Annotated in this window: 18 protein-coding genes; 8 read left to right on the top strand and 10 right to left on the bottom strand. The window is 70.4% G+C overall.

Translation table 11 applies throughout. The features are described 5' to 3' along the window. The first annotated feature begins 518 nt into the window (after positions 1 to 518). Positions 519 to 1,997: an MFS transporter gene (locus ACIQPT_RS08945; protein ID WP_401154161.1), complete on the top strand. Its 1,479-nt coding sequence runs from the start codon at positions 519 to 521 to the stop codon at positions 1,995 to 1,997. 268 nt (positions 1,998 to 2,265) lie between these two features. Here the strand turns inward: ACIQPT_RS08945 and argS are convergent, their stop codons facing one another. After that, complete coding sequence (gene argS / locus ACIQPT_RS08940; protein ID WP_401154205.1) at positions 2,266 to 4,038, bottom strand: arginine--tRNA ligase; 1,773 nt, start codon at positions 4,036 to 4,038, stop codon at positions 2,266 to 2,268. 157 nt (positions 4,039 to 4,195) lie between these two features. Here argS and lysS point away from each other — a divergent pair, with 157 nt between their 5' ends. Next, the gene (gene lysS / locus ACIQPT_RS08935; RefSeq protein WP_401154158.1) at positions 4,196 to 5,965 is read left to right on the top strand and encodes a lysine--tRNA ligase; all 1,770 of its coding nucleotides are present in this window, start codon (positions 4,196 to 4,198) and stop codon (positions 5,963 to 5,965) included. Positions 5,966 to 6,077: 112 nt separating this feature from the next. On the opposite strand, the gene ACIQPT_RS08930 is transcribed toward lysS, so the two are convergent. The 4 genes from ACIQPT_RS08930 to ACIQPT_RS08915 all read right to left on the bottom strand — a co-directional run bounded on the left by ACIQPT_RS08930 (position 6,078) and on the right by ACIQPT_RS08915 (position 10,596). Beyond that, positions 6,078 to 7,547, bottom strand: coding sequence for a DUF2637 domain-containing protein (locus ACIQPT_RS08930; protein WP_401154156.1), 1,470 nt, complete (start codon positions 7,545 to 7,547; stop codon positions 6,078 to 6,080). A 158-nt stretch (positions 7,548 to 7,705) separates the two neighbouring features. After that, positions 7,706 to 8,404 carry a hypothetical protein gene (locus tag ACIQPT_RS08925; RefSeq protein WP_401154153.1) on the bottom strand — a complete coding sequence of 233 codons (699 nt, stop codon included), beginning with the start codon at positions 8,402 to 8,404 and terminating at the stop codon, positions 7,706 to 7,708. Between the two features lie 243 nt (positions 8,405 to 8,647). After that, complete coding sequence (locus ACIQPT_RS08920) at positions 8,648 to 9,517, bottom strand: DUF3558 domain-containing protein (RefSeq protein ID WP_401154150.1); 870 nt, start codon at positions 9,515 to 9,517, stop codon at positions 8,648 to 8,650. Between the two features lie 191 nt (positions 9,518 to 9,708). Further along, on the bottom strand, positions 9,709 to 10,596 hold the full coding sequence (locus ACIQPT_RS08915; protein ID WP_401154147.1) for a DUF3558 domain-containing protein: 888 nt from the start codon (positions 10,594 to 10,596) through the stop codon (positions 9,709 to 9,711). Positions 10,597 to 10,768: 172 nt separating this feature from the next. Here ACIQPT_RS08915 and ACIQPT_RS08910 point away from each other — a divergent pair, with 172 nt between their 5' ends. Beyond that, entirely contained in the window at positions 10,769 to 11,962 is a 1,194-nt protein-coding gene (locus ACIQPT_RS08910; protein ID WP_401154144.1) for an RtcB family protein, read from the top strand. Between the two features lie 53 nt (positions 11,963 to 12,015). Here the strand turns inward: ACIQPT_RS08910 and ACIQPT_RS08905 are convergent, their stop codons facing one another. From ACIQPT_RS08905 to ACIQPT_RS08890, 4 genes are all read right to left on the bottom strand, one after another. Beyond that, complete coding sequence (locus ACIQPT_RS08905; protein ID WP_401154141.1) at positions 12,016 to 12,909, bottom strand: hypothetical protein; 894 nt, start codon at positions 12,907 to 12,909, stop codon at positions 12,016 to 12,018. 184 nt (positions 12,910 to 13,093) lie between these two features. Then, positions 13,094 to 13,711 carry a dihydrofolate reductase family protein gene (locus ACIQPT_RS08900; protein WP_401154139.1) on the bottom strand — a complete coding sequence of 206 codons (618 nt, stop codon included), beginning with the start codon at positions 13,709 to 13,711 and terminating at the stop codon, positions 13,094 to 13,096. An 86-nt stretch (positions 13,712 to 13,797) separates the two neighbouring features. Further along, entirely contained in the window at positions 13,798 to 14,445 is a 648-nt protein-coding gene (locus ACIQPT_RS08895; RefSeq protein ID WP_401154136.1) for an HAD family hydrolase, read from the bottom strand. A 101-nt stretch (positions 14,446 to 14,546) separates the two neighbouring features. Beyond that, on the bottom strand, positions 14,547 to 15,287 hold the full coding sequence (locus tag ACIQPT_RS08890) for a GntR family transcriptional regulator (protein ID WP_401154134.1): 741 nt from the start codon (positions 15,285 to 15,287) through the stop codon (positions 14,547 to 14,549). 310 nt (positions 15,288 to 15,597) lie between these two features. Between ACIQPT_RS08890 and ACIQPT_RS08885 the strand changes: the two genes are divergently transcribed. The 5 genes from ACIQPT_RS08885 to ACIQPT_RS08865 are packed head-to-tail and all read left to right on the top strand — an operon-like array spanning position 15,598 to position 20,635. After that, entirely contained in the window at positions 15,598 to 16,746 is a 1,149-nt protein-coding gene (locus tag ACIQPT_RS08885) for an extracellular solute-binding protein (RefSeq protein WP_401154131.1), read from the top strand. A 2-nt stretch (positions 16,747 to 16,748) separates the two neighbouring features. Then, positions 16,749 to 17,723 carry an ABC transporter permease gene (locus ACIQPT_RS08880; protein WP_401154128.1) on the top strand — a complete coding sequence of 325 codons (975 nt, stop codon included), beginning with the start codon at positions 16,749 to 16,751 and terminating at the stop codon, positions 17,721 to 17,723. Then, on the top strand, positions 17,711 to 18,559 hold the full coding sequence (locus ACIQPT_RS08875) for an ABC transporter permease (RefSeq protein WP_401154126.1): 849 nt from the start codon (positions 17,711 to 17,713) through the stop codon (positions 18,557 to 18,559). Before ACIQPT_RS08880 ends, ACIQPT_RS08875 begins: the two co-directional genes overlap by 13 nt. After that, on the top strand, positions 18,556 to 19,626 hold the full coding sequence (locus ACIQPT_RS08870) for an ABC transporter ATP-binding protein (protein WP_401154124.1): 1,071 nt from the start codon (positions 18,556 to 18,558) through the stop codon (positions 19,624 to 19,626). The genes ACIQPT_RS08875 and ACIQPT_RS08870 overlap by 4 nt, the downstream gene beginning before the upstream one ends. Positions 19,627 to 19,645: 19 nt before the next feature. After that, positions 19,646 to 20,635, top strand: a complete 990-nt coding sequence (locus ACIQPT_RS08865) for an endonuclease/exonuclease/phosphatase family protein (protein ID WP_401154121.1) — start codon at positions 19,646 to 19,648, stop codon at positions 20,633 to 20,635. Between the two features lie 54 nt (positions 20,636 to 20,689). On the opposite strand, the gene ACIQPT_RS08860 is transcribed toward ACIQPT_RS08865, so the two are convergent. Continuing rightward, positions 20,690 to 21,448, bottom strand: coding sequence for an SDR family NAD(P)-dependent oxidoreductase (locus ACIQPT_RS08860; RefSeq protein WP_401154118.1), 759 nt, complete (start codon positions 21,446 to 21,448; stop codon positions 20,690 to 20,692). Positions 21,449 to 21,514 lie beyond the last annotated feature (66 nt).

The following is a 21,514-nucleotide window of genomic DNA, read 5'->3' as shown; positions in this document are numbered from 1 at the left end:
GCCCAGTGAACGTTTCCACCCACAACACCTCAGCCCGCAACACCCCGCCCATACAGGAGAAATACCCACCTCGCAGCCTTCTGCAACACGCTTTAAAGCGTGTTGCAGAACGCCTGAGTTCAGCCGCAGCCTTCTCGGCCGGGCACGGCGCGATCGTTGCTTGTCGAAGCGTGAGAGCCCGTACCGCGCTGGGTAAATCCGTTTGCGTCCCCGGCTGGCTGACCTACTCTGTCGGAGGTCATGTGCGGCGGGGCCCCGCCGCACCATTCGGCGCGTTCGGCGTCGATGCGTACCGCGTGCCCGGCCGGGAGGAGGTGGGAAACATGGACTGGAACTGCACAACGAGTGTTGCGGCCATAGTTGCCCCCGGCCGTGTGCCTCCGTTCGGCGCGCGGTAGGACTCTCCCCCTTGCGGCACCTCATGGTGGTGTCCGCTGCTCTCGCGATCCCTTGTGTCGCTTCCCGGGGTGTAGGACCGCGCGTCTGCTCCTACACCTCCGACACAGAATGTGATCGCCTTGACCAAGAAGTCCTCCCCCGGGGGCACCGTGTCCACGCCGGTCCCCCACACCACCGCGAACGCGGCCGAGTTGCCCGATCCGAAGCGGTGGTGGGCCCTCGCCGTCATCGCATGCGCCCAGCTCATGGTGATTCTCGACGGCACGATCGTGAACATCGCCCTGCCTTCCGTCCAGAACGGACTGGGCATGTCGGATGCGAACCGGCAGTGGGTGATCACCGCATACTCCCTGGCCTTCGGCGGCCTGCTCCTCCTCGGCGGCCGGATCGCCGATCTGGTCGGCCGCAAACGCACCTTCATGATCGGCCTGGTCGGATTTGCCGCCGCCTCCGCGCTCGGCGGTGCGGCCGACGGCCCCGGGACGCTGTTCGCGGCGCGGGCCCTGCAAGGGGCCTGCGCGGCCGTCCTGGCCCCCTCCGCACTGTCACTGCTGACGACGACGTTCACCGACCCCGCCGAGCGCGGCAGAGCGTTCGGCATCTACGGCGCGCTCGCCGGGGGCGGCAGCGCCATCGGGCTGCTGGTGGGCGGCCTGCTCACCGAGTACGCGACCTGGCGCTGGTGCCTGTACGTCAACGTCCCCATCGCGCTGGCCGCCCTCGGCGGCGCGCTGGCCCTCCTCAAGGACAGCCCCGGCCAGCGCGGGGTGCGCCTCGACGTCCTCGGCGCGCTGCTCGCCTCCGGCGGGCTCGTGGCGATTGTGTACGGCTCCAGCGACGCCGAATCCGCCGGCTGGGCCGACCCGTTGGTCCTGACCCTGTTCGCGGCCGGTGTGGTCCTGCTCGCCGCCTTCGTGTGGTGGCAGTCCCACGCCGAGCATCCGATGCTGCCGCTGCACATCGTCAGGGACAGAACCCGTGCGGCGGCGCTTGCGACGATGGGCCTGGCCACCGTCGCCATGTTCGGCGCCTTCCTGTTCCTGACCTACTACCTCCAGGCCATCCTCGACTACTCACCCGTACGGACCGGACTGGCGTTCCTGCCGATGTCCGTCACGATCGTCATCGGCGCGACGCAGATCGCCGCCCGGCTCCTGCCCCACACCGCCCCCCGCAACCTGATGGCCCCCGGCATGCTCCTCGCGGCTGTCGGCATGCTGCTCCTGACCCGCCTGAGCATGAACTCCGCCTACACCACCGGGGTGCTGCCCGCGCTGGTGCTGCTCGGCCTGGGCATGGGACTGACGTTCATGCCGGTCTACGCGACGGCGACCGCCGGGGTCGCCCCGAAGGACGCCGGAGTGACGTCCGCGACCGTCTCCACCTTCCAGCAGATCGGCGGCTCCCTGGGCACCGTTCTGTTGAACACGATCGCGTCGTCCGCCGCGACCCGCTACATCGACGCCCGCCCGTCCCGGAGCCGGGGCCTGGGGGAGGGCATGGTGCACGGCTTTACCGTCGCGGCCTGGTGGTCGGCGGGCGTCCTGCTCCTTGCAGCGCTGGTCGCGGCCATGGCCAAGACGCCTGAGAAACCCTAACGAAGTGATCTCCGAGGTTGTTGGACCACTCCGGATCGGATGGTGGTCCAGGGCATCCCGTTCGCGCTCCACTCCGGGATCGTCCGGGAGCACCTGCCGCAGGAACTCGGTGTCGGCTCCGGCATGACCTGCTGACGTTCTGCAACAACCTTTAGCGCCTGTCGTACGCGCGTCGGCCCCGGCACCTGTTGACGGTGCCGGGGCCGACGTACGTACAGCCGGGTACGGGATCAGACGTACAGCCGGGTGCGGGTACGGGTGCGGGGAATCAGAGCCGCTCGGGCGTCCGGATGCCCAGCAGTGCCATCCCCCGGTGCAGGGTCCGGGCGGTCAGCTCGACCAGGAAGAGCCGGTTCTCGACGACCTCCGGGGCGTTGTCCGGGCTGAGCACCTGGCACTGGTCGTAGAACGTGGTCAGGTGCGACGCCAGCTGGTAGAGATACGCGGCCAGCTTGTGCGGCTCGTAGCCCGCGGCGACCTCGGTGAGCACCTCGCCGAACTGGTCCAGGTGCAGACCGAGCGCCCGCTCGGCCGGGGCCAGCTCCAGCTCCGGGTGGGCGGCCGGGACCGCGTCCCCGGCCTTGCGCAGGATCGACCGGATCCGGGCGTACGCGTACTGGAGGTAGACCGACGTGTCGCCGTGCAGCGCCACCATCTGGTCCAGGTCGAACTTGTAGTCCCGTACGGCGGAGGTCGACAGGTCCGCGTACTTCACGGCGCCGATGCCGACGTACCGGCCGTTCTCGACGATCTCCTCCTCGGACAGGCCCACCTTCTCGGCCTTGTCCCGGACGACCGCGGTGGCCCGGTCGACGGCCTCGTCGAGGAGGTCCTCCAGCCGGACCGTCACGCCCTCACGGGTCTTGAACGGCTTGCCGTCCTTGCCGAGGACCGTTCCGAAGGCGAGCTGAACGGCCTTGACGTCGTCGTTCAGCCAGCCGGCCCGCCGGGCCGTCTCGAAGACCATCCTGAAGTGCAGCGACTGCCGGACGTCCACCACGTAGACCAGGGTGTCGGCCTTGAGGTCCCGTACCCGGTTCCGGATCGCGGAGAGGTCGGTGGCGGCGTAGCCGTAGCCGCCGTTCGTCTTCTTCACGATGAGCGGGACCTTGTTGCCGTCCGGGCCCTTCACATCGTCGAAGAACACGCACAGCGCACCCTCGGAGCGGACGGCGACACCCGTCTCCTCCAGGATCCGGCAGGTCTCCTCCAGCATGTCGTTGTAGCCGGACTCACCGACGATGTCCGGGTCGCTGATCTCCATGTCGAGCTTGTCGAACACCGAGTGGAAGTAGATCTTCGACTCGTCGACGAAGCCCTGCCACAGCTCCAGCGTCTCCGGGTCCCCAGCCTGGAGGGCCACCACCCGGTCCCGGGACCGCGCCTTGAACTCCTCGTCGGAGTCGAACAGGACCCGCGACTCCTTGTAGACCCGGTTCAGCGTCGACATCGCCGCCTCGCCGTCGCTCTCGCCGCCCTCGTGCTTCAGGGCGCCCGGGTGCTCGATCAGATACTGGATGAGCATGCCGAACTGGGTGCCCCAGTCGCCGATGTGGTGCCGCCGGACGACGTTCTCGCCGGTGAACTCCATGATCTTGACCATCGCGTCGCCGATGACCGCCGACCGCAGATGGCCGACGTGCATCTCCTTGGCCACGTTCGGCTGGGCGTAGTCGATGACGGTGGTCCCGGCGTCGTCCTTGAGCGGCACGCCGAGCCGGCCCTCGGTGTCGGCGGCCCGGGCGGCGAGCGTCTCGACGATCGCCTTGTCGCTCAGCGTGATGTTGAGGAAGCCGGGGCCGGAGACCTCGATGTCCTTGATCAGCTCACCCGCTGGGAGGGCGGCCGTGACCTGGCCCGCGAGCTCGCGCGGGTTGCCCTTGAGCTTCTTGGCGAGCGCCAGGATGCCGTTGGCCTGGAAGTCGGCCCGGTCGCTTCGGCGCAGCAGCGGGTCCGCGGTGCCGGCATCCGGCAGAGCTGCCGTCAGGGCGTCCGCCAGCTGCTGCTGGAGCGTGGAAGCGAGGGAAGGGACCGAGGCCATGGTCTGGCTGCCGTTTCCGTAGGGAGACAAGGGATCCCTGGATATATCCAAGGGTTCTCCCGAGTATCCCACGGGGCGTAAAGCCGTTTTCGCGCTGCGGGTGGTAGCTGGGAGAATGGTCCGCACCCCACCGGGAAACGACAGACGAGAGAAGGACGTGCCGACCGTGGCCGAGAGTCAGACCAGCACCGAGACCGACTGGGTCTCCCGCTTCGCGGACGATGTCATCGCCGAATCGGAGCGTCGTGCGCCTGGCAAACCGGTCGTCGTCGCCTCCGGTCTGTCCCCGTCGGGCCCGATCCACCTCGGCAACCTCCGCGAGGTCATGACCCCGCACCTGGTCGCCGACGAGGTCCGCCGGCGCGGACACACCGTGCGCCACCTGATCTCCTGGGACGACTACGACCGCTACCGCAAGGTCCCGAACGGGGTCCCGGGCGTGGACGCGTCCTGGGCCGAGCACATCGGCAAGCCGCTGACCTCGGTGCCCGCCCCGGCCGGTTCCTCCTACCCGAACTGGGCCGAGCATTTCAAGGCCGCCATGACGGCGGCCCTGGACGAGCTGGGCGTCGAGTACGACGGAATCAGCCAGACGGAGCAGTACACCGCCGGGACCTACCGCGAGCAGATCCTGCACGCGATGAAGCACCGCGCCGACATCGACGCCGTCCTGGACCGCTACCGCACCAAGAAGGACCCGGCCGGCGGCCCGCAGAACAAGGGCGGCAAGAAGCCGCAGCAGCAGAAGAAGGTCGACGAGGCCGAGCTGGAGGCCGCTGAGGGTTCCGGCGCCGCCGACGAGGACGACGGCAGCGGCAACACCGCCGGCTACTTCCCGTACAAGCCCTACTGCGGCAACTGCGAGAAGGACCTCACCGTCGTCACCTCCTACGACGACGACACGACCGAGCTGAACTACACCTGCTCGGCCTGCGGCTTCGCCGAGACGGTCCGCCTCAGCGAGTTCAACCGCGGCAAGCTGGTGTGGAAGGTCGACTGGCCGATGCGCTGGGCCTACGAGGGCGTGATCTTCGAGCCCAGCGGCGTCGACCACTCCTCGCCCGGCTCCTCCTTCGTCGTCGGCGGCCAGATCGTCCGCGAGGTCTTCGACGGTGTGCAGCCCATCGGGCCCATGTACGCCTTCGTCGGCATCTCCGGCATGGCCAAGATGTCCTCCAGCAAGGGCGGGGTGCCCACCCCGGCCGACGCGCTGAAGATCATGGAAGCGCCGCTGCTGCGCTGGCTCTACGCCCGCCGCAAGCCCAACCAGTCGTTCAAGATCGCCTTCGACCAGGAGATCCAGCGGCTGTACGACGAGTGGGACTCGCTCGGCCGCAAGGTCGCCGACGGCACGGTGCTGCCCGCCGACGCCGCCGCGTACTCCCGCGCCATCCGCACGGCGGCCGGGGAGCTCCCGAGCACCCCGCGCCCGCTGCCGTACCGGACGCTCGCCTCGGTCGCCGACATCACCGCCGGCGCCGAGGACCAGACGCTCCGCATCCTCACCGAGCTCGACCCGGAGAACCCGCTGACCTCGCTGGACGAGGCGCGCCCGCGCCTCGACCGCGCCGAGAACTGGATCACCACCCAGGTCCCGGCCGAGGCCCGCACCATCGTCCGGGACGAGGCCGACAAGGAGCTCCTGGGCTCGCTCGACGAACAGGGCCGCGAGTCGCTGCGCCTCCTCCTGGAGGGGCTGGACTCGCACTGGTCGCTGGACGGACTCACCACGCTCGTCTACGGCGTGCCGAAGACGCTGGCGGGCCTGGAGCCGGACGCCAAGCCGACGCCCGAGCTGAAGGCCGCCCAGCGGTCCTTCTTCGTCCTGCTGTACCGGCTGCTCGTCAGCCGCGACACGGGGCCCCGCCTGCCCACGCTGCTGCTCGCGGTGGGGGCGGACCGGGTGCGCAGGCTGCTGGGCGCGTAACGGCGTAACGGCGTCGCGGAACGTACGGCGGAGGGCCGCCACCCGGATCCCCGGGTGGCGGCCCTCCGTCATGCTGTGTCCTGCTGTGCCCTGCTCGTGGCCCGCTGTGGTCTCAGGCGCTCTGGTCGGCCGTCGCGCGCCGCATGTAGAGGTCCCTGAACCGCGGCATCAGGTCCTGGAGCAGCTCGGTCGAGCGCGGGTGGTGCACGTCGTGCCGGTCGGCCAGGTGGATGTCGAGGGTCTCGACGTTCGGGTACTGGCCCTCCTGGTCCGTGTACGCGCTGAACTCCTCGTACGCGCGGTCGGCGAAGTCGTTGTCCTCCTGGGACCACTCCTCCAGCTGCGGCGCGTCCTCGGGGCCGGGGGCGGGCACGGCGGGCGGCTCCTCGTCGGCGGCCTGCGGCACGGGCGGCTGCGCCTGCTGTACGGGCTGCGCCTGCTGTACGGGCCCCGGGCCCGGCTCCGGCTCCTCGTGGAGGTCGTCGCGGCGGGGGTGCGGGACCGCGCCGATCGTGCCGACGTTGCCGAGGGGCCGGGTGCGGCCGGGGCCCAGGGGGACGGCGGCCGGGGTGGGCTCCAGGCCCTCCACGTACTGCGGGTCGTACGCGCCGGCGTGCGGGGCGTCAGGAAGCTTCTGGGCGGCGAACCAGGGGCTGTCGTGGGTGGGCGGGACCTGCGGGGTGGTCTCCAGCGCCTGCTGCTGGGCGTGCTGGAGTTGCTGCTGTTGTTGCTGTTGGGGGTGCTGTTGCTGTTGTTGGGGGTGTTGCTGCGCCTGCTCCTGAAGCTGCGTCTGCTCCTCGCGCCCCTGCTCGTGCTCCTGGCTCTGCTCCCGGTGTTGCTCCTGCCGGGGCTCGTACGGCAGTTCGGCTTTCGGGGCGGGTGGCAGCAGGGCCGGTTCGATTCCGGCGGCGGCGAGCCCGGCCGGGGCGGTCTCGGCGAGCGGGACGCCGAACTTCGCCAGCCGCAGCGGCATCATCGACTCGACCGGGGCCTTGCGCCGCCAGTTGCGGCCGAAGCGGGCCTGGAGCCGGGCCTGGTAGATCAGCCGGTCCTGTTCGAGCTTGATGACCTGCTCGTAACTGCGCAGCTCCCACAGCTTCATCCGCCGCCACAGCTTGAACGTCGGGATGGGGGAGAGCAGCCAGCGGGTGAGGCGGACGCCCTCCATGTGCTTGTCGGCCGTGATGTCCGCGATCCGGCCCACCGCGTGCCGGGCGGCCTCGACGGAGACGACGAACAGCACCGGGATCACCGCGTGCATCGCGGTGCCCAGCGGGTCGGGCCAGGAGGCCGCGCCGTTGAACGCGATCGTCGCGGCGGTCAGCAGCCACGCCGTCTGGCGCAGCAGCGGGAACGGGATCCGCATCCAGGTCAGCAGGAGGTCCAGGGCCAGCAGGACACAGATACCCGCGTCGATGCCGATGGGGAAGACCAGCGAGAACTCGCCGAAACCCTTGTCCTCCGCGAGCTCGCGCACGGCGGCGTAGGAGCCCGCGAAACCGATCGCGGCGATGAGCACCGCACCGGCGACGACAACCCCGATGAGTATCCGGTGTGTGCGTGTCAGCTGCATCGCGGCCACGCGCGATCCCTCCCCGACCTCTGTACCCGAACCCGACTTCTGCGCCCGGTCTTGTTCCACGGCCGGGCATCAGACGTCCCGGCGATGGCACAGCCTGGCACATGTGTGCGAGTTTTGTTGCGCGGGGAGGGCTCAGGGAGGGCGCGGGTGCGCCGGTGTCACTCGCAGCCGCGCTGCCAGTTCCATCCGATGAAGGTGTTCTTGAGGTCGACCTCGAACGCGCAGGACGCGGTCCCGTCGGCCTTGAGGGCCACGGTGGAACGGTGCGTGTTGGCGTACACGTTGCCCGTCGGGTCGAAGATCCCCTGGTAGGAGAACGAGGCGTCGGCCACGTTGGTGGAGACCGCGCAGTTCGCGACGCAGTCGGCGGACGTGCCCGAGGACTCCAGCGACCAGCCCGCGTTCCACGGTTCGCGGTTCCCCTGCTGGGTCGCGTCGGTGGACGAGGCGGTGACCACCGTGCCGTCGGAGCTCCAGTCGGACGTCGTGTAGAGGCCCGTCATCCGGATGTTGCAGCAGTCGTACATCTCGGACCAGCTCCGGACCTGGCGGTCGCCCCGGGCGGCGGCCCGAGCCGTCTGCGCGTTCGCGGCGGGGCCGGCCTTCGCCACCAGCCGTACGGGGCCGAGCACCGGCTCGCAGTCGGGGCCGATGGAGACGTCCTGCCGCACGGCCATGCCCTCGGGCGGTACGGGCAGGGCGCCGGACAGCTTCACGTCCGCGCACGCACGGGCGTCGCCGGATGCCGCCGTCCGCGGCTCGGCCGGAGTGGCGGTGGTGGCGGCCGTGGCGGCGGTGGCGGTGAGCGCGAACAGGCCGGTCGTGAGTGCTGCGACGAACGCGATGCGATGGCGCAATTCCCTTGCCTTTCCTCGGGGTTCGCCGTGGAGCGTAACGACGTCCGTGGTGATCGGAACGGAACGGGGAGAGGGTTGGCAGGAAGGTGACAGGCACATGCCGTATGGGCTTGCCCCAACGTGCGAAACCCGGCCCTCGGGGAGGGCCGGGTCGCGGAAAGCGGTGCTGGGAGGGGGCGTTCGCGTCCTGCCGGCCGCGCGGGCCTCAGGTCACGTCGTGTGTGCGGACGCCCGGGTGGGCCGTCAGCTCGACTTCGGCTTGGAGGAGGCGTCGTCCTTGCCGCTGCCCTTGGCCGCGTCCTTCTTGCCGTCCTTCTCGCTGTCGTTCTTGTCGTCCTTGGCGTCGTCCCCGGCGCCGTCCTTCTTGGCGTCCTTGTCGTCCTTGTCGTCCTTCTTGGCGTCGACGGTGTCGCCGACCGCCGCGACCGCTTCCTTCGCCGCCTTCTGGGCGCCCTTGACGATGTCCGCGGACGAGGGCGTCTTCGCGCCCGCGTAGCCCGCGCCGTTGTACGTCAGGGTGACGACGACATTGCCCGTGCGCGCCACGACGGTGGCGTACGCGAAGTCCTCGTCCGTCTTGCTGAGGGCGTAGGTGACGAGGGTGGCCTCCTCGCCGATGCCGGCGGTGGGCTCCGCGGCGAGCTTCTCGGCGCCCTCGGTGGCCTTCGCCTTGGTGACCTGCTTCGCGAAGTCGTCGGTGGCGCGCTTGGCGCCGCTGCCCAGCGACTGGTCCGAGTCGAACCGGGTGAAGCCGACGTCCAGCCAGCGGTACTGCGAGCCCTTGACGCCCTGGTCGTCCAGGCCGTTCCAGGAGCAGTTGCTGCGGGCCGCCAGGTCGTTGGACCGGCCGGCCGTGCCGTTCTTCTTCTTGGCCGAGGGCACCAGGTCCCCGATCGTCTTCTTCGTGACCGAGCCGCACGGGTCGGGCAGATCGGTGAACTTCGCCGGCTCGACGGTGGGCGACGGCTTGGCGCTGGGAGTGCCGGACGAGGAGGAGCCCGCGTTCTTCTTGCCGTCGGAGCCGGAGTCCGACGAGCAGCCGACGGCTACGAGCATCACCGGAACGGCGGCGCAGGCGAGGATGCGGGACAGGCGCGGGGCAGATCGGTGCATGGTTCCTTCACTCGGATGGCACGGAGCTCTCGGTGCTGGAGGTCTCGGTTCGTGCGGTGTACGGGCGGGCTCGGTCGCGGGTCGGTACGTCTTCCGGACAGCCACGGTACGACGGGCGGCGGCCGGCCGGTTCCGCCGCCGAGGGCCCCCGGCGACCGGAATCCGGCCGGTGGGGGCCCGTCGGGCGGTGTCTATTCGCTGATCGTCTCGGCCAGCTTCCGGGCCAGTGCCTGGGCCTTCTCCTGGAGTTCCCTGCTGTCGGACACCTGGGTGACGAGGGCCGGCTGCTCGGCGTACCGGACGGTCACGACCACGTTCGATGTGCGGAATACCACGCTCACCGTGCGGTGCTGTGCGGTGGAACCTGCCCGATTGGGCTGATCCTGCAGAAATGCGGCATCTCCGAGGTTGTCGAGGATGCGCGAGGGCAGGGTGTCCTCCGGACTGCCGCTGCCGCTACTGCCGGTGCCGCCTGCGCCGGGGTCCTTGGAGGGCGAGGCGGTGGACGAGGGATCCGCCGAGGCCGAGGCGTCACCCGCCGCGTCCTCCGACTCCCCGTCGCCGGAGCCCTTGCTCTTGTCCGCGCCGCCCTTGCTCTTCTCGCCCGGGGTCCCGGCGTTCTTCTCCGCGTCCGGTCCGGTGGTCGCCGAGGACGACAGGCCGGCGGCCTTCTCCTTCTTCGCGTACACCGTGTCGGCGCGGTCGTCGTCGCTGACCGTGGGGTCGTACGAGACGACGCGCTCGAAGTCGATGGAGAGGCTGCGGGTGGCGTCCGGCGCGTCGGCCTTCCAGCTGCAGCCGACCTTGCGGTCCGTGTCGTACGTGACGGCCGCGGTGCCCCGGAAGACCTTCTCCTGCTGGTCCCCGGGCAGTTCCGCGGCGCCGGGCAGCAGGTCCTTCAGGGTGGAGCGCGGCACGGCGCGGCAGGGTGCGGGCAGGGTCAGGTACTTGCCCGGAGGTGCGGGGGTGACCGTCGGGCTGCCCGCCTTGCTGTCGACGCCGTTCACGTTGCTGTCGGCGCCGGCGCTGCAGCCGACGACGAGCGCTGCGAGAAGCGCGACGCCGGGTACGTACGCCATGTGTCGCACCGTCCCAGGCTCCCTTCGGTACGGAAAACGAGTTGCCGCTCCAAGGCGGCCGATGGACACAATGTGTATCGCACGCGCCGCTGTGAATGCCGGTCGGCCGACAGGTTTGCCGACCTTGGCACCGGTTTTGCGCTTTCAGTCTTTTCGGGGGAATCGAGGAGTTATGTCGTACGTAGAGGTACCGGGAGCGAAGGTTCCCATCCGGATGTGGGCGGACCCCGCGTCGGTCGAGGACGTCGCGATGCAGCAGCTGCGCAACGTCTCCACGCTGCCGTGGATCAAGGGTCTGGCCGTCATGCCGGACGTCCACTTCGGCAAGGGGGCGACGGTCGGTTCGGTGATCGCGATGCAGGGCGCGGTGTGCCCGGCCGCGGTCGGGGTGGACATCGGCTGCGGGATGTCCGCCGTCAAGACGTCCCTCACCGCGAACGATCTTCCCGGCGACCTGTCACGGCTGCGCTCCAAGATCGAGCAGGCGATTCCGGTCGGCCGGGGCATGCACGGCGACGTGGTGGACCCGGGGAAGCTGCACGGGTTCCCGACGGCGGGGTGGGACGACTTCTGGGGGCGGTTCGGGGGGATCGCCGACGCGGTCAAATTCCGTCAGGAACGCGCCACGAAGCAGATGGGAACGCTCGGATCGGGAAATCACATGATCGAGTTCTGTCTCGACAGTGATGGTGCGGTGTGGCTGATGCTGCACTCGGGCTCCCGCAACATCGGCAAGGAGCTCGCCGAGCACCACATCGGCATCGCCCAGAAGCTTCCGCACAACCAGGGCCTCGTCGACCGGGACCTGGCCGTCTTCATCTCGGACACCCCGCAGATGGCCGGTTACCGGAACGATCTGTACTGGGCGCAGGAGTACGCCAAGTACAACCGCGCGATCATGATGGCGCTCTTCAAGGACGTGGTCCGCAAGGAGTTCAAGAAGGCGAAGCCGGTCTTCGAGCAGGAGATCTCCTGCCACCACAACTACGTGGCGGAGGAGCGGTACGACGGAGCGGACCTGCTGGTCACCCGCAAGGGAGCCATCCGCGCCGGCTCCGGCGAGTACGGCATCATCCCCGGCTCGATGGGTACCAGTTCGTACATCGTGAAGGGTCTCGGCAACGAGAAGGCGTTCAACTCGGCCTCGCACGGAGCCGGTCGCCGGATGAGCCGGAACGCGGCCAAGCGCCGTTTCACGGTGCGGGACCTGGAGGAGCAGACGCGCGGTGTGGAGTGCCGCAAGGACTCCGGCGTCCTGGACGAGATCCCGGCCGCGTACAAGCCGATCGAGCAGGTCATGGAGCAGCAGCGGGACCTGGTCGAGGTCGTCGCGAAGCTCAAGCAGGTCATCTGCATCAAGGGCTGAGTGAGGGGCGTCACCGCCGATGGCGGCGCGCCCCTCACCGGCTTTCCGGGATGCTACGCGCCGGGCGGACCGTCTTCGGGGTGCCGCACCTTCCCGGTCTTCAACCGCCACAGGCGTACGGAGCAGGAGGCTTCGCTGCGGCCCAGTTCGGCGGCCGCCGCTCCGGCGTCGTCGTGAGCCAGCAGAACACCGTCCTCCCAGGCCTTCCAGCGTCGTCCCGGAGGGCGGACGGGCATGTCCGCCGGGCGCTCCCAGGAAGCCAGAGAGGCGGCCGCCGTCTGCTTGCGCGCCAGGGACAGGCAGCCCGGGTAGTACAGATGCCCGGCCAGCTGAACCGCCGCTTCCTTCGTGTAGACCACGTTGTAGATCCCGTCACGCGCATTGCGTCCGATCTGCCGGGCGGCCCCCGTCACCGCCTTGGCGTACCGGCAGAGATACGCGCCGACAGCGGCACTCGCCGTGGTCAGCGAGACGAAGGGAAGGCCTTGCCCCGTGTGTCCGACCGAGCCGTCGGCGTCGATGACGCCTCGGAGATAGTCGCGACGGGAGAACTCCACCCGGGGCGGGGTGATCTTCCTCGATTTCCGGCCGTAGGGAAGGCCGAGCCCGTTGAGCCTGGCCCTGGCTTCCTGATCGCAGAGGGTCCAGGTGGCCGAGTGATGCTCCTCGGAGAAATTCGTGGCCCGCACGCGCTCGGTGATGCTGGTGTTGTACGGGGTCAGGCGCTGGAACTCGCGCAGTACGGCGATGTCCCGGACGCTGATCTCCACCGTCAGGCGGCCCTTGCGTCCAGCGCCCTGCGCGAGGTGGCCGTCGGCCTGAAGGAAGCCGAACATGTAGGCGTAGTCGGGGTGTTGCAGATCCATGAAGGCGGGACCGGCGGGTGGGCCGGGCAGGAGATCGCCGATCTCGAAGAGCGGAGGCGCGTTAGTGTCGTGCTCAGCCACGGGAAGCCCTACTTCCTGATGGTGAGGCCCTCGGCCGGGACGGCAATCCTGACCGGGGGCCGCGCTGTGTTCTGGCGCGACCGAGCTTAGGCAGCGGGTTCGAGGGCCGGGCGGGTGATCCGGTCCGATCACCCGCACGAGTGATCGAGGGCGGTGGTGTGGAGCGCAGGTCCGCAGGACCCTGCTACTCCCCGCCCCCGTACGTCGCGTAGTCCGGCGTTCCCGTCGCCGCGAAGACGTGGACGGAGACGCCGGCCGGGGTCGTCCGGTGGCTCGTCAGCCGCAGGCCGGCCGGGGCGCCGCCGTCCGGGAACAGGCGGCGGCCCTCGCCCACCACGACCGGGGCGATGGCCAGGCGCAGTTCGTCGACCAGGCCTGCGGCCAGGAGCGACTGGGCCAGGCGGGCGCTGCCGTGGATCTGGAGGTCCCGGCCGGGCTGCCGCTTCAGCTCGGCCACCCGGGCGGGGACGTCGCCGGAGAGGAGCGTGGTCGGGTTCCAGGTGGCCCCGGACTCGGTCAGGGTGGTGGAGGCCACGTACTTCGGCAGGCCGTTCAGGATGGCGGCGAAGGGGTGGTCGGTCATCCGGGGCCAGTCCCGGGCGAAGTTCTCGTAGGTGCGGCGGCCGAAGAGGAAGGCGTCCGCCTCGGCCAGCCATTCACCGGCCACCCGCTCGAACGCCTCGTCCAGGTGCGGTACGAACCAGCCGCCCCGGGTGAACCCGTCGCTGGGGTCCTCGTCCGGCGCCCCCGGGCCCTGGGAGACGCCGTCGAGCGTCAGGAACTCCTGCACCACCAGCTTCATCGCGGCACTCCTCTGCGTGGGGGCTTTCCGGCCGGTTCGACGCGTTTTCCCGTCTTTCCTAGCACGCGCGGCCCCGCCCGTCCTCCTTACGCCGCCTCCGCCAGGTCCGCCTCCGTCAGCGAGGCGACCAGGACCGTGCGCGGGCCCGCCTCGATGCCGGGCACCGACGGGACGGCGAGCAGGCGGCACCCCGCGGCCAGGGCGGCGGCCGCGCCCGTGGGGGTGTCCTCGACGGCCAGGCAGTCCTGCGGGGCCACCCCGAGCGCGGCCGCTGCGGCCAGGTACGGGTCGGGGTGCGGCTTCCCGCGTGCCGTCTCGCCCGAGGCGACCGACGTGTCGAACCGGTGCCGGCCCAGCGTTTCGAGCACCAGGTCGGCCACATGCCGTTCGGACGCGGTCACCAGGGCCGTCGGTACGCCGAGTGCGCGCGCCCGGTCCAGGAGGCGGAGCGCGCCCGGCTGGACGGTCACGCCCGCCGCCACCCGTGCGGTGAACTCCCGGTCGAGCCGGGCGGCCGTCTCCGCATCGGACAGGGTGCTGAGGCCGCCGCGTACGAGAAGGCCGGCCGCGTCGGCCACCGCGGCGCCCGCGAACGGGGCGAGGGTTTCCGTACCGGCCGGGGAGCCCTGCGTCCGCAGGAACCCGGCGACGGTGTCCAGCCAGGCGTGCTCGGTGTCGACGAGGGTGCCGTCCATGTCGCACAGCAGGGCGGCGGGGCGGGGGAGCGGGGGCATACGGGGCTCGCTGTTCCTGGGGGTGGCCTACCGAGGGGGGTCCCCTGCGGTCAGGGGGGTGTGTCAGAGGTGAGTCGGGGTGAGGTGCTGTTGCCGGCGGGTCAGTCGGCTGCGGTGCGGACCAGCGGATTGGCCTGCACCGAGTTGCGTACGGTGAAGACGACCGAACCGGGCCGGTAGCGGTCGTCCGAGGTCTCGACGGGGCGGCCCTCGGCCGTCGTCGTGGTGCGGCGCACCCGCAGCAGCGGGGAGCCGCGCCGGACGCCCAGCTCGCGGGCGTCCGTGGTGCCGGCGGCGACCGCGTCCAGGTGGTGCTCGCCGTTACTCATGACGATGCCGGCCTCGTCGTACAGGCTCCAGGTGACCGACTCGCAGTCGTCCGGCAGCCGTTCGACGGCCGCCGCCGCCCACCCGGCGTACACCGTGCGTTCCAGGAGCGCCGGTTCGCCGTCCAGGGTGCGCACCCGCAGGATGTGCAGGACCGGGTCGCCGGGCGCGAGGTGGAGCAGGGCGGCCTGGGCCTCGGTCGCCTTCGCGTGGCGCTTGCGGAGCACCAGGCCGCCGGGGGTGCGGTCGCCGGCCCTGGCCCACTCGGCGAAGCTGCGCAGTTCGGTGAAGCTCTGGCTGGGCGTGGTGGACAGGACGGTCCGGCGGGCGCCCTGCCGGGAGCCGATCAGGCCCTCCGACTGGAGCGTGCCGAAGGCCTGGCGGAGGGTGCCCCGGGAAACGCCGTGGGCCAGGGCCAGTTCGGACTCGGACGGCAGCTCGGAGCCCACGGGGTGGGTGCCTTCGGCGATGGCGCGGCGCAGCTCATCGGCGATCTGCTGGTGCCGTCGGGTCACGTCTCTCCTTGGAGCTTTCGGGCTGCCGGGCTTGTTGCGGATGGCGCGTCGTACGCAGGGACGATCATGTCATCCGTACGCTGCGCGGTGCATCCCTGGGCTGCGCGCAATCGGCGGGGCCTCTCAAGTGCGAACCCTGCGTCTAACCGCTTTGGGGGCAGGTAAACCTACGTCTTTATAACGCTTCTGACCTGCACTTTTTACCTTCACAAAGCTTTACCGGCTGGTCACCTGGCTGCTAGCTTCGGCTGGCTTACTGACGATGGCTTGTCCATACAGGTGGCTCGCCGCAGACCCAGGAGTACGCATCGTGAAGGCACACCATCCCCGCCGCGTCCTGACCGCCGCGGCCCTCGCCGGCCTCACCGCTCTGGTGGCCACCGGCTGTGGCTCCGCACCCGACGACGAAGGTGCGAAGAACAGCAAGGCCGCGAAGGCGGAGTCGGCCGCGGCTCTCGGCGGTATGGAGAAGCTCGTCGCGGCGGCGGAGAAGGAGGGCAAGCTCAACGTCTACGCCCTCGCGCCGGACTGGGCCAACTACGGCGAGATGATCGCGGCCTTCGAGAAGAAGTACGCCATCAAGGTCAACAACGAGGATCCGGGCGGCAGCAGCCAGGGCGCGCTGAACGCCGCGGCCAAGCGCAAGAACCAGGCCCGGGCCGTCGACGCGCTGGACCTCGGCACCTCGTACATGCAGGACGCCAAGAAGCAGGGCCTGCTCGCGCCGTACAAGGTCGCGGGCTGGAAGGGCATTCCGGACGCGCAGAAGCAGCCGGACGCCTCCTTCATGAACAACTACGGCGGCTTCATCTCCATCGGCTGTGACGCCAAGGCCGTGAAGAACTGCCCCGAGACGTTCGAGGACCTGCTCAAGCCCGAGTACCGGAACAAGGTCGCGCTCAACGGCGACCCGACCGAGTCCAGCTCGGCGCTGGCCGCGGTCGTCGCGGCGTCGCTGTCCAACGGCGGTTCCCTGGACGACGCGCAGCCCGGTCTCGACTTCTTCCAGCAGCTGAAGAAGAAGGGCAACTTCGTTCCCGCGAAGTCGACGCTCGCCACCATCCAGCAGGGCGAGACGCCGATCTCGATCGACTGGGACTACCTCAACCTGGGCTACGGCCAGAAGCTCGAGGCGAAGGGCGTCGACTGGCAGGTCGCGGTGCCCTCCGACGGCCTGTACTCGCGCTACTACAACCAGGGCGTCAACAAGTACGCCCCGCACCCGGCCGCTGCCCGCCTGTGGCTGGAGTTCATCTACAGCCCCGAGGGCCAGAACATCTGGCTCAAGGGCTTCTCCCGCCCGGCGCTCCTGGACACGATGAAGAAGGACGGCACCGCCGACAACGCCGCCCTGGCCAAGATCCCCGAGGTCCACGGAACTCCCAAGGAGCCGACCGTGGAGCAGGAGGCCAAGGCCAAGGAGACGGTCGTCCAGGGCTGGGGCAAGGCGGTCAGCTGAGCATGCCCGACCAGACCGCACCTTCTCCCGCGGGCAGCGGAGCCGCCGTTCTGGCGGACTCCGCGCCCGCGGCGGGCCCGGCCGCCCCCGCCCGTCCCGCGCCTCCGGTACGGGACGGCGGCGCCCGGCGTCGCGGCGCGCGGCGCCACCGGTGGCCCGTCGTCGTTCCCTTCTTCGCGTTTCTCGCGGTGTGCTTCGGGCTGCCCGCCGGGACCATGGTGTACGGGGCGTTCACCGTCGTCGACTCGGCGACCGGCGAGGGCCGGTTCTCCACGGAGAACGTCAGCGGGTCGCTGTCCGGGGCGTACGCGACCGGGCTCACCGGCAGCGTCCAGCTCTCGCTCATGACCGCTCTGCTGGCGACCGTCATCGGCACCCTGATCGCGCAGGCCGTCGTCAGTTCCCCCCGGCCCGCGCTGCGGGGCATCGTCGTCTCGGCCAGCGGGGTGCTCGCCAACTTCTCCGGCGCGCCCCTCGCCTTCGCCTTCATCGCGACGCTCGGCACCACCGGCACCGTCACCCAGCTCTTCCACCTGGACCGGACCGGCTTCAGTCTCTACAGCTTCACCGGCCTGGTGCTGGCCTACCTCTACTTCATGGTCCCGCTGATGGTGGTGACCGTCCTGCCCGCGCTTGACGGCCTGCGCTCCCAGTGGCAGGAGGCCGCCGCGTCCTGCGGGGCGACCCGCGGGCAGTACTGGCGGCACGTCGGCATCCCGGTGCTGACGCCCTCGCTGCTCGGCGGGGCGGTGCTGATGTTCGGCACCGCGTTCGCCTCGCACGCCACCGCCGCCGTGATGGTCGGCTCCTCGCAGCCGCTGATCACCATCCAGATCGCCAACGCCCTCAACGGCAACGTCCTGGTGGGCCAGGAGAACCTCGCTCTCGCGATGAGCCTCAACATGGTCGTGATCGCGCTGCTCGTGATGGCCGTACAGATACCGCTGCAGCGCAGGAGTACCCGATGGCTCGGATGAAGTTCACCTCGCGGGGCGTCGTCCTGCCGCTCGCCGCGCTGTATTTCCTGGTCCCCATCGGCGCCTCGATCTGGTTCAGCATCAACGAGGTCGAGGGCATCAGCTTCGACGCGTACACCAAGGGGCTCGGCACCGAGGGGCTGACCACCAGCCTGATGCTGTCGGTCCGCCTCGGCCTGGCCACCATCGTGTGCGGGCTGCTCCTGATGGTGCCGACCCTGGTCGCGGTCTCGCTCTATCTGCCGAGGCTGCGCCGGATCGTCGAGGTCCTGTGCATGATGCCGCTGGTCGTCCCGCCGATCGCGCTGGTCGCGGGCGTCACCACGGTGCTGTCCTGGGAACAGGACCTGGCCGACACGCCCCTGTACATGACGTTCCAGATCCTGCGGGACGAGGACTTCCCGCTGATCCTCGTGCTCGTCTACACGGTCATGTCGCTGCCGTTCCTGTACCGCTCGCTGGACGCCGGACTGCGCGCCGTCGACCTGCGCACCCTCGTCGAGGCCGCCCGCAGCCTGGGCGCCTCGCGCCTGCAGACCCTGTGGCAGGTGATCGTGCCGAACCTGCGGACCGCCGTGGTGGGCGGCGCCGTGCTCAGCCTGGCCATGGTGCTCGGCGAGTACACCGTCGCCTCCGTGCTCTCCTACCGCCCGTTCTCCGTGTGGATGGTGGAGATCAAGGACTCCGAGGCTCAGCTCTCGGTCGCCGCCGCGATGCTCAGCCTGCTGATCACCTGGGGGCTGCTGCTCCTGCTCACCACCCTGGCCGGTGGCCGAAGCCGCCGTCGTACGCGCCTGGACTCCGGCCGCGAGAACCGAAAGAAGACCGTGTCATGACCGTCCCCGTGCAACTCAAGCAACTGCGCAGGCAGTTCGGCTCCACGGTCGCTCTCGACGGACTCGACCTGGACATCGCCCCCGGCGAGATGGTCGCCCTGCTGGGCCCGTCCGGCTGCGGCAAGACCACCGCGCTGCGCATCATCGCCGGGTTCGAGAGCGCCGACGGCGGCGAACTGCTCATGGACGGCCAGGACGTCACCTCCGTACCGGCCCACCGCCGCGACATCGGCATGGTCTTCCAGTCGTACAGCCTGTTCCCGAACATGACGGCCGCCGAGAACATCGCGTACGGCCTGCGGGTACGGGGCCGGGCGAACGCGGAGCGCAAGCAGCGGGCCCGGGAACTCCTGGAGCTGGTCGGCCTGCCCGGCCGCGAGGGCACCTACCCGCACCAGCTGTCCGGCGGCCAGCAGCAGCGCGTGGCGCTCGCCCGTGCGCTGGCGATCCGGCCCAAGGTGCTGCTCCTCGACGAGCCGCTGTCCGCTCTGGACGCCAAGGTGCGGCTCAATCTGCGCGAGGAGATCCGGCGCATCCAGCTGGATCTCGGCATCACCACCGTCTTCGTCACCCATGACCAGGAGGAGGCGCTGTCCATGGCGGACCGCGTCGCCGTGATGAAGGACGGCCGGCTCGAACAGTGCGCCGCGCCCGGCGAGTTGTACGACCGCCCGGCCACGCCGTTCGTCGCCGAGTTCGTCGGCACCATGAACCGGCTGCCGGGCACCGTCCGGGACGGCGGGGTCGTCGAGCTGCTCGGCCGGCGGCTGCCCATCCACGGCGCGACCCCCGCCGCCGGCGTCGAGGTCGACGTACTGCTGCGCCCCGAGGGGCTGGCGGTCGGAGCCGCCGACGGGGCGGGCACCCCCGCGACCGTACGGGTGGCGACCTTCCTCGGCCCCACCACGCGGCTGCACCTCACCACGGACTCCGGAGCCGTGTGCAAGGCCGACCTGCCCAGCTGGGAGGCGACCGCGCTGGCCCCGGGAGCCCGCTGCACGATCACCCCGCACGACAACCCCGTGCTCGTCGCCGAGCGAGCCGGCGCCCCGTCCCCGAAGGTGTAAGTGAAGGAGTGAGCAACCAGTGAGTGCCCAGCGCCGTATTCTGCTGGCCGGCACCGGAGCGGCCGTCGCCCTGGTGGCGACCGCCGCCGTCGCGATCGCCGGCCCGGTGACCGAGCCCGACGAGGGCGGGAAGCCCGGGAAGCCGGCCGCCGCGAGCGAGCTGCGCGTCATGACCATGAACATGTGGCACGGCGGCAGCAAGGTCGACGACGGTCTGGCCAAGCAGGTCGCCGTCATCGAGAAGCACCGGCCCGACGTGGTCGGGATGCAGGAGACCTCGGGCCACTCCGCCAAGGACCTCGCCGAGGAACTCGGCTGGGAGCACTGGCAGTCCGACGCCGACCTGGGCATCATCAGCCGCTTCCCGATCACCTCGGAGGCGGAGCACAGCCAGGCCGCGACCGGGGTCCGCATCCGGATCGACGAGACCACGGGCCAGGAGGTCGAGCTCTGGACGGCGCACCTCGGCTACGACCCGTACGGCCCGTACGACGCCTGCTTCGACGGGATGCCGGTCGAGAAGATCTTCGAGCGGGAGGCGCAGTCCGGCCGCACCCCGCAGGCCGAGGCCATCGCCAAGGACCTCGCGCCGAAGATCGCCGCCGCGGACGAGACGCCGGTGCTGCTCGTCGGCGACTTCAACACCCCCTCGCACCTGGACTGGACCGAGGCGACCAAGGACAGCCACTGCGGTTACGGCCAGGTCGACTGGCCCGTCACCAAGATCTTCGAGGGCGCCGGTCTGAAGGACTCCTTCCGGGAGGCCAACCCGGACCCGGCGGCGCTGCCCGGCACCACCTGGTCGCCGGTCTACCCGAAGCACGACGGCTCCACGGGGGCCGACGAGCCGCAGGACCGGATCGACTTCATCGACTACGCGGGCAGCAAGCTGACGGTGAAGGACTCGGTGTCCTTCGTCGACGGCGACCCGAAGCCGGTCCCGGACCAGGCGGGCAACGCCTGGCCCACGGACCACGCGGCGGTCCTGACGACGTTCACGGTGGGCTGACGGCGTTCGCGGTGGGGTGACGGCGCCGGGCACCCGGCAGGGGCCCGCGCCCGCTCACAGCGTGCGGTGGACCTTCGTGTTGGAGGCCTGGGCGCGGGGGCGGACCACCAGGAGGTCGATGTTGACGTGGCTGGGCCGGGTGACGGCCCAGCCGATCGTGTCGGCCACGTCCTCGGCGGTCAGCGGGGCGTCGACGCCCGCGTAGACCTTGGCGGCCTTCTCGGTGTCGCCGCGGAAGCGGGTGGTGGCGAACTCCTCGGTCCTGACCATGCCGGGGGCCACCTCGATGACGCGGACCGGGGTGCCGACGATCTCCAGGCGCAGCGTCTCGGCCAGGACGTGTTCGCCGTGCTTGGCCGCCACGTAACCGCCGCCGCCCTCGTACGCGGACAGCGCCGCGGTCGAGGAGAGGATCACGATCGTGCCGTCGCCGCTCGCGGTGAGGGCGGGCAGCAGGGCCTGGGTGACGTTGAGGGTGCCGATGACGTTGGTCTCGTACATCTGGCGCCAGTCGGCGGGGTCGCCGGTGGCGACCGGGTCGGCCCCGAGCGCCCCGCCCGCGTTGTTGACGAGGACGGCGAGGGAGCGGAACGCGGTGGCGAACTCGTCGACCGCCGCCCGGTCGGTGACGTCCAGCGCGTAGGCCGTCGCCTGGTGACCGGCCTCGGTGAGCTCGGCGGCGAGCGCCTCGATGCGGTCCTTGCGGCGGGCGGTCAGCACGACCCGGAAGCCGGCGGCGGCCAGCGTACGGGCGGTCGCGGCGCCGATGCCGCTGCTCGCGCCGGTGATGACGGCGATGGGGGTGGCGGCCATGGCGATCTCCTCGGACAGCTGATCGGGTACGGGGAAAGGATAGGCAGGCGTCGCGGCCGCCCACCG

This window comes from Streptomyces sp. NPDC091289 (genome assembly GCF_044757365.1).
In the GTDB taxonomy this organism is placed as follows: domain Bacteria; phylum Actinomycetota; class Actinomycetes; order Streptomycetales; family Streptomycetaceae; genus Streptomyces.
This window is presented reverse-complemented; position numbering and strand designations above follow the sequence as displayed.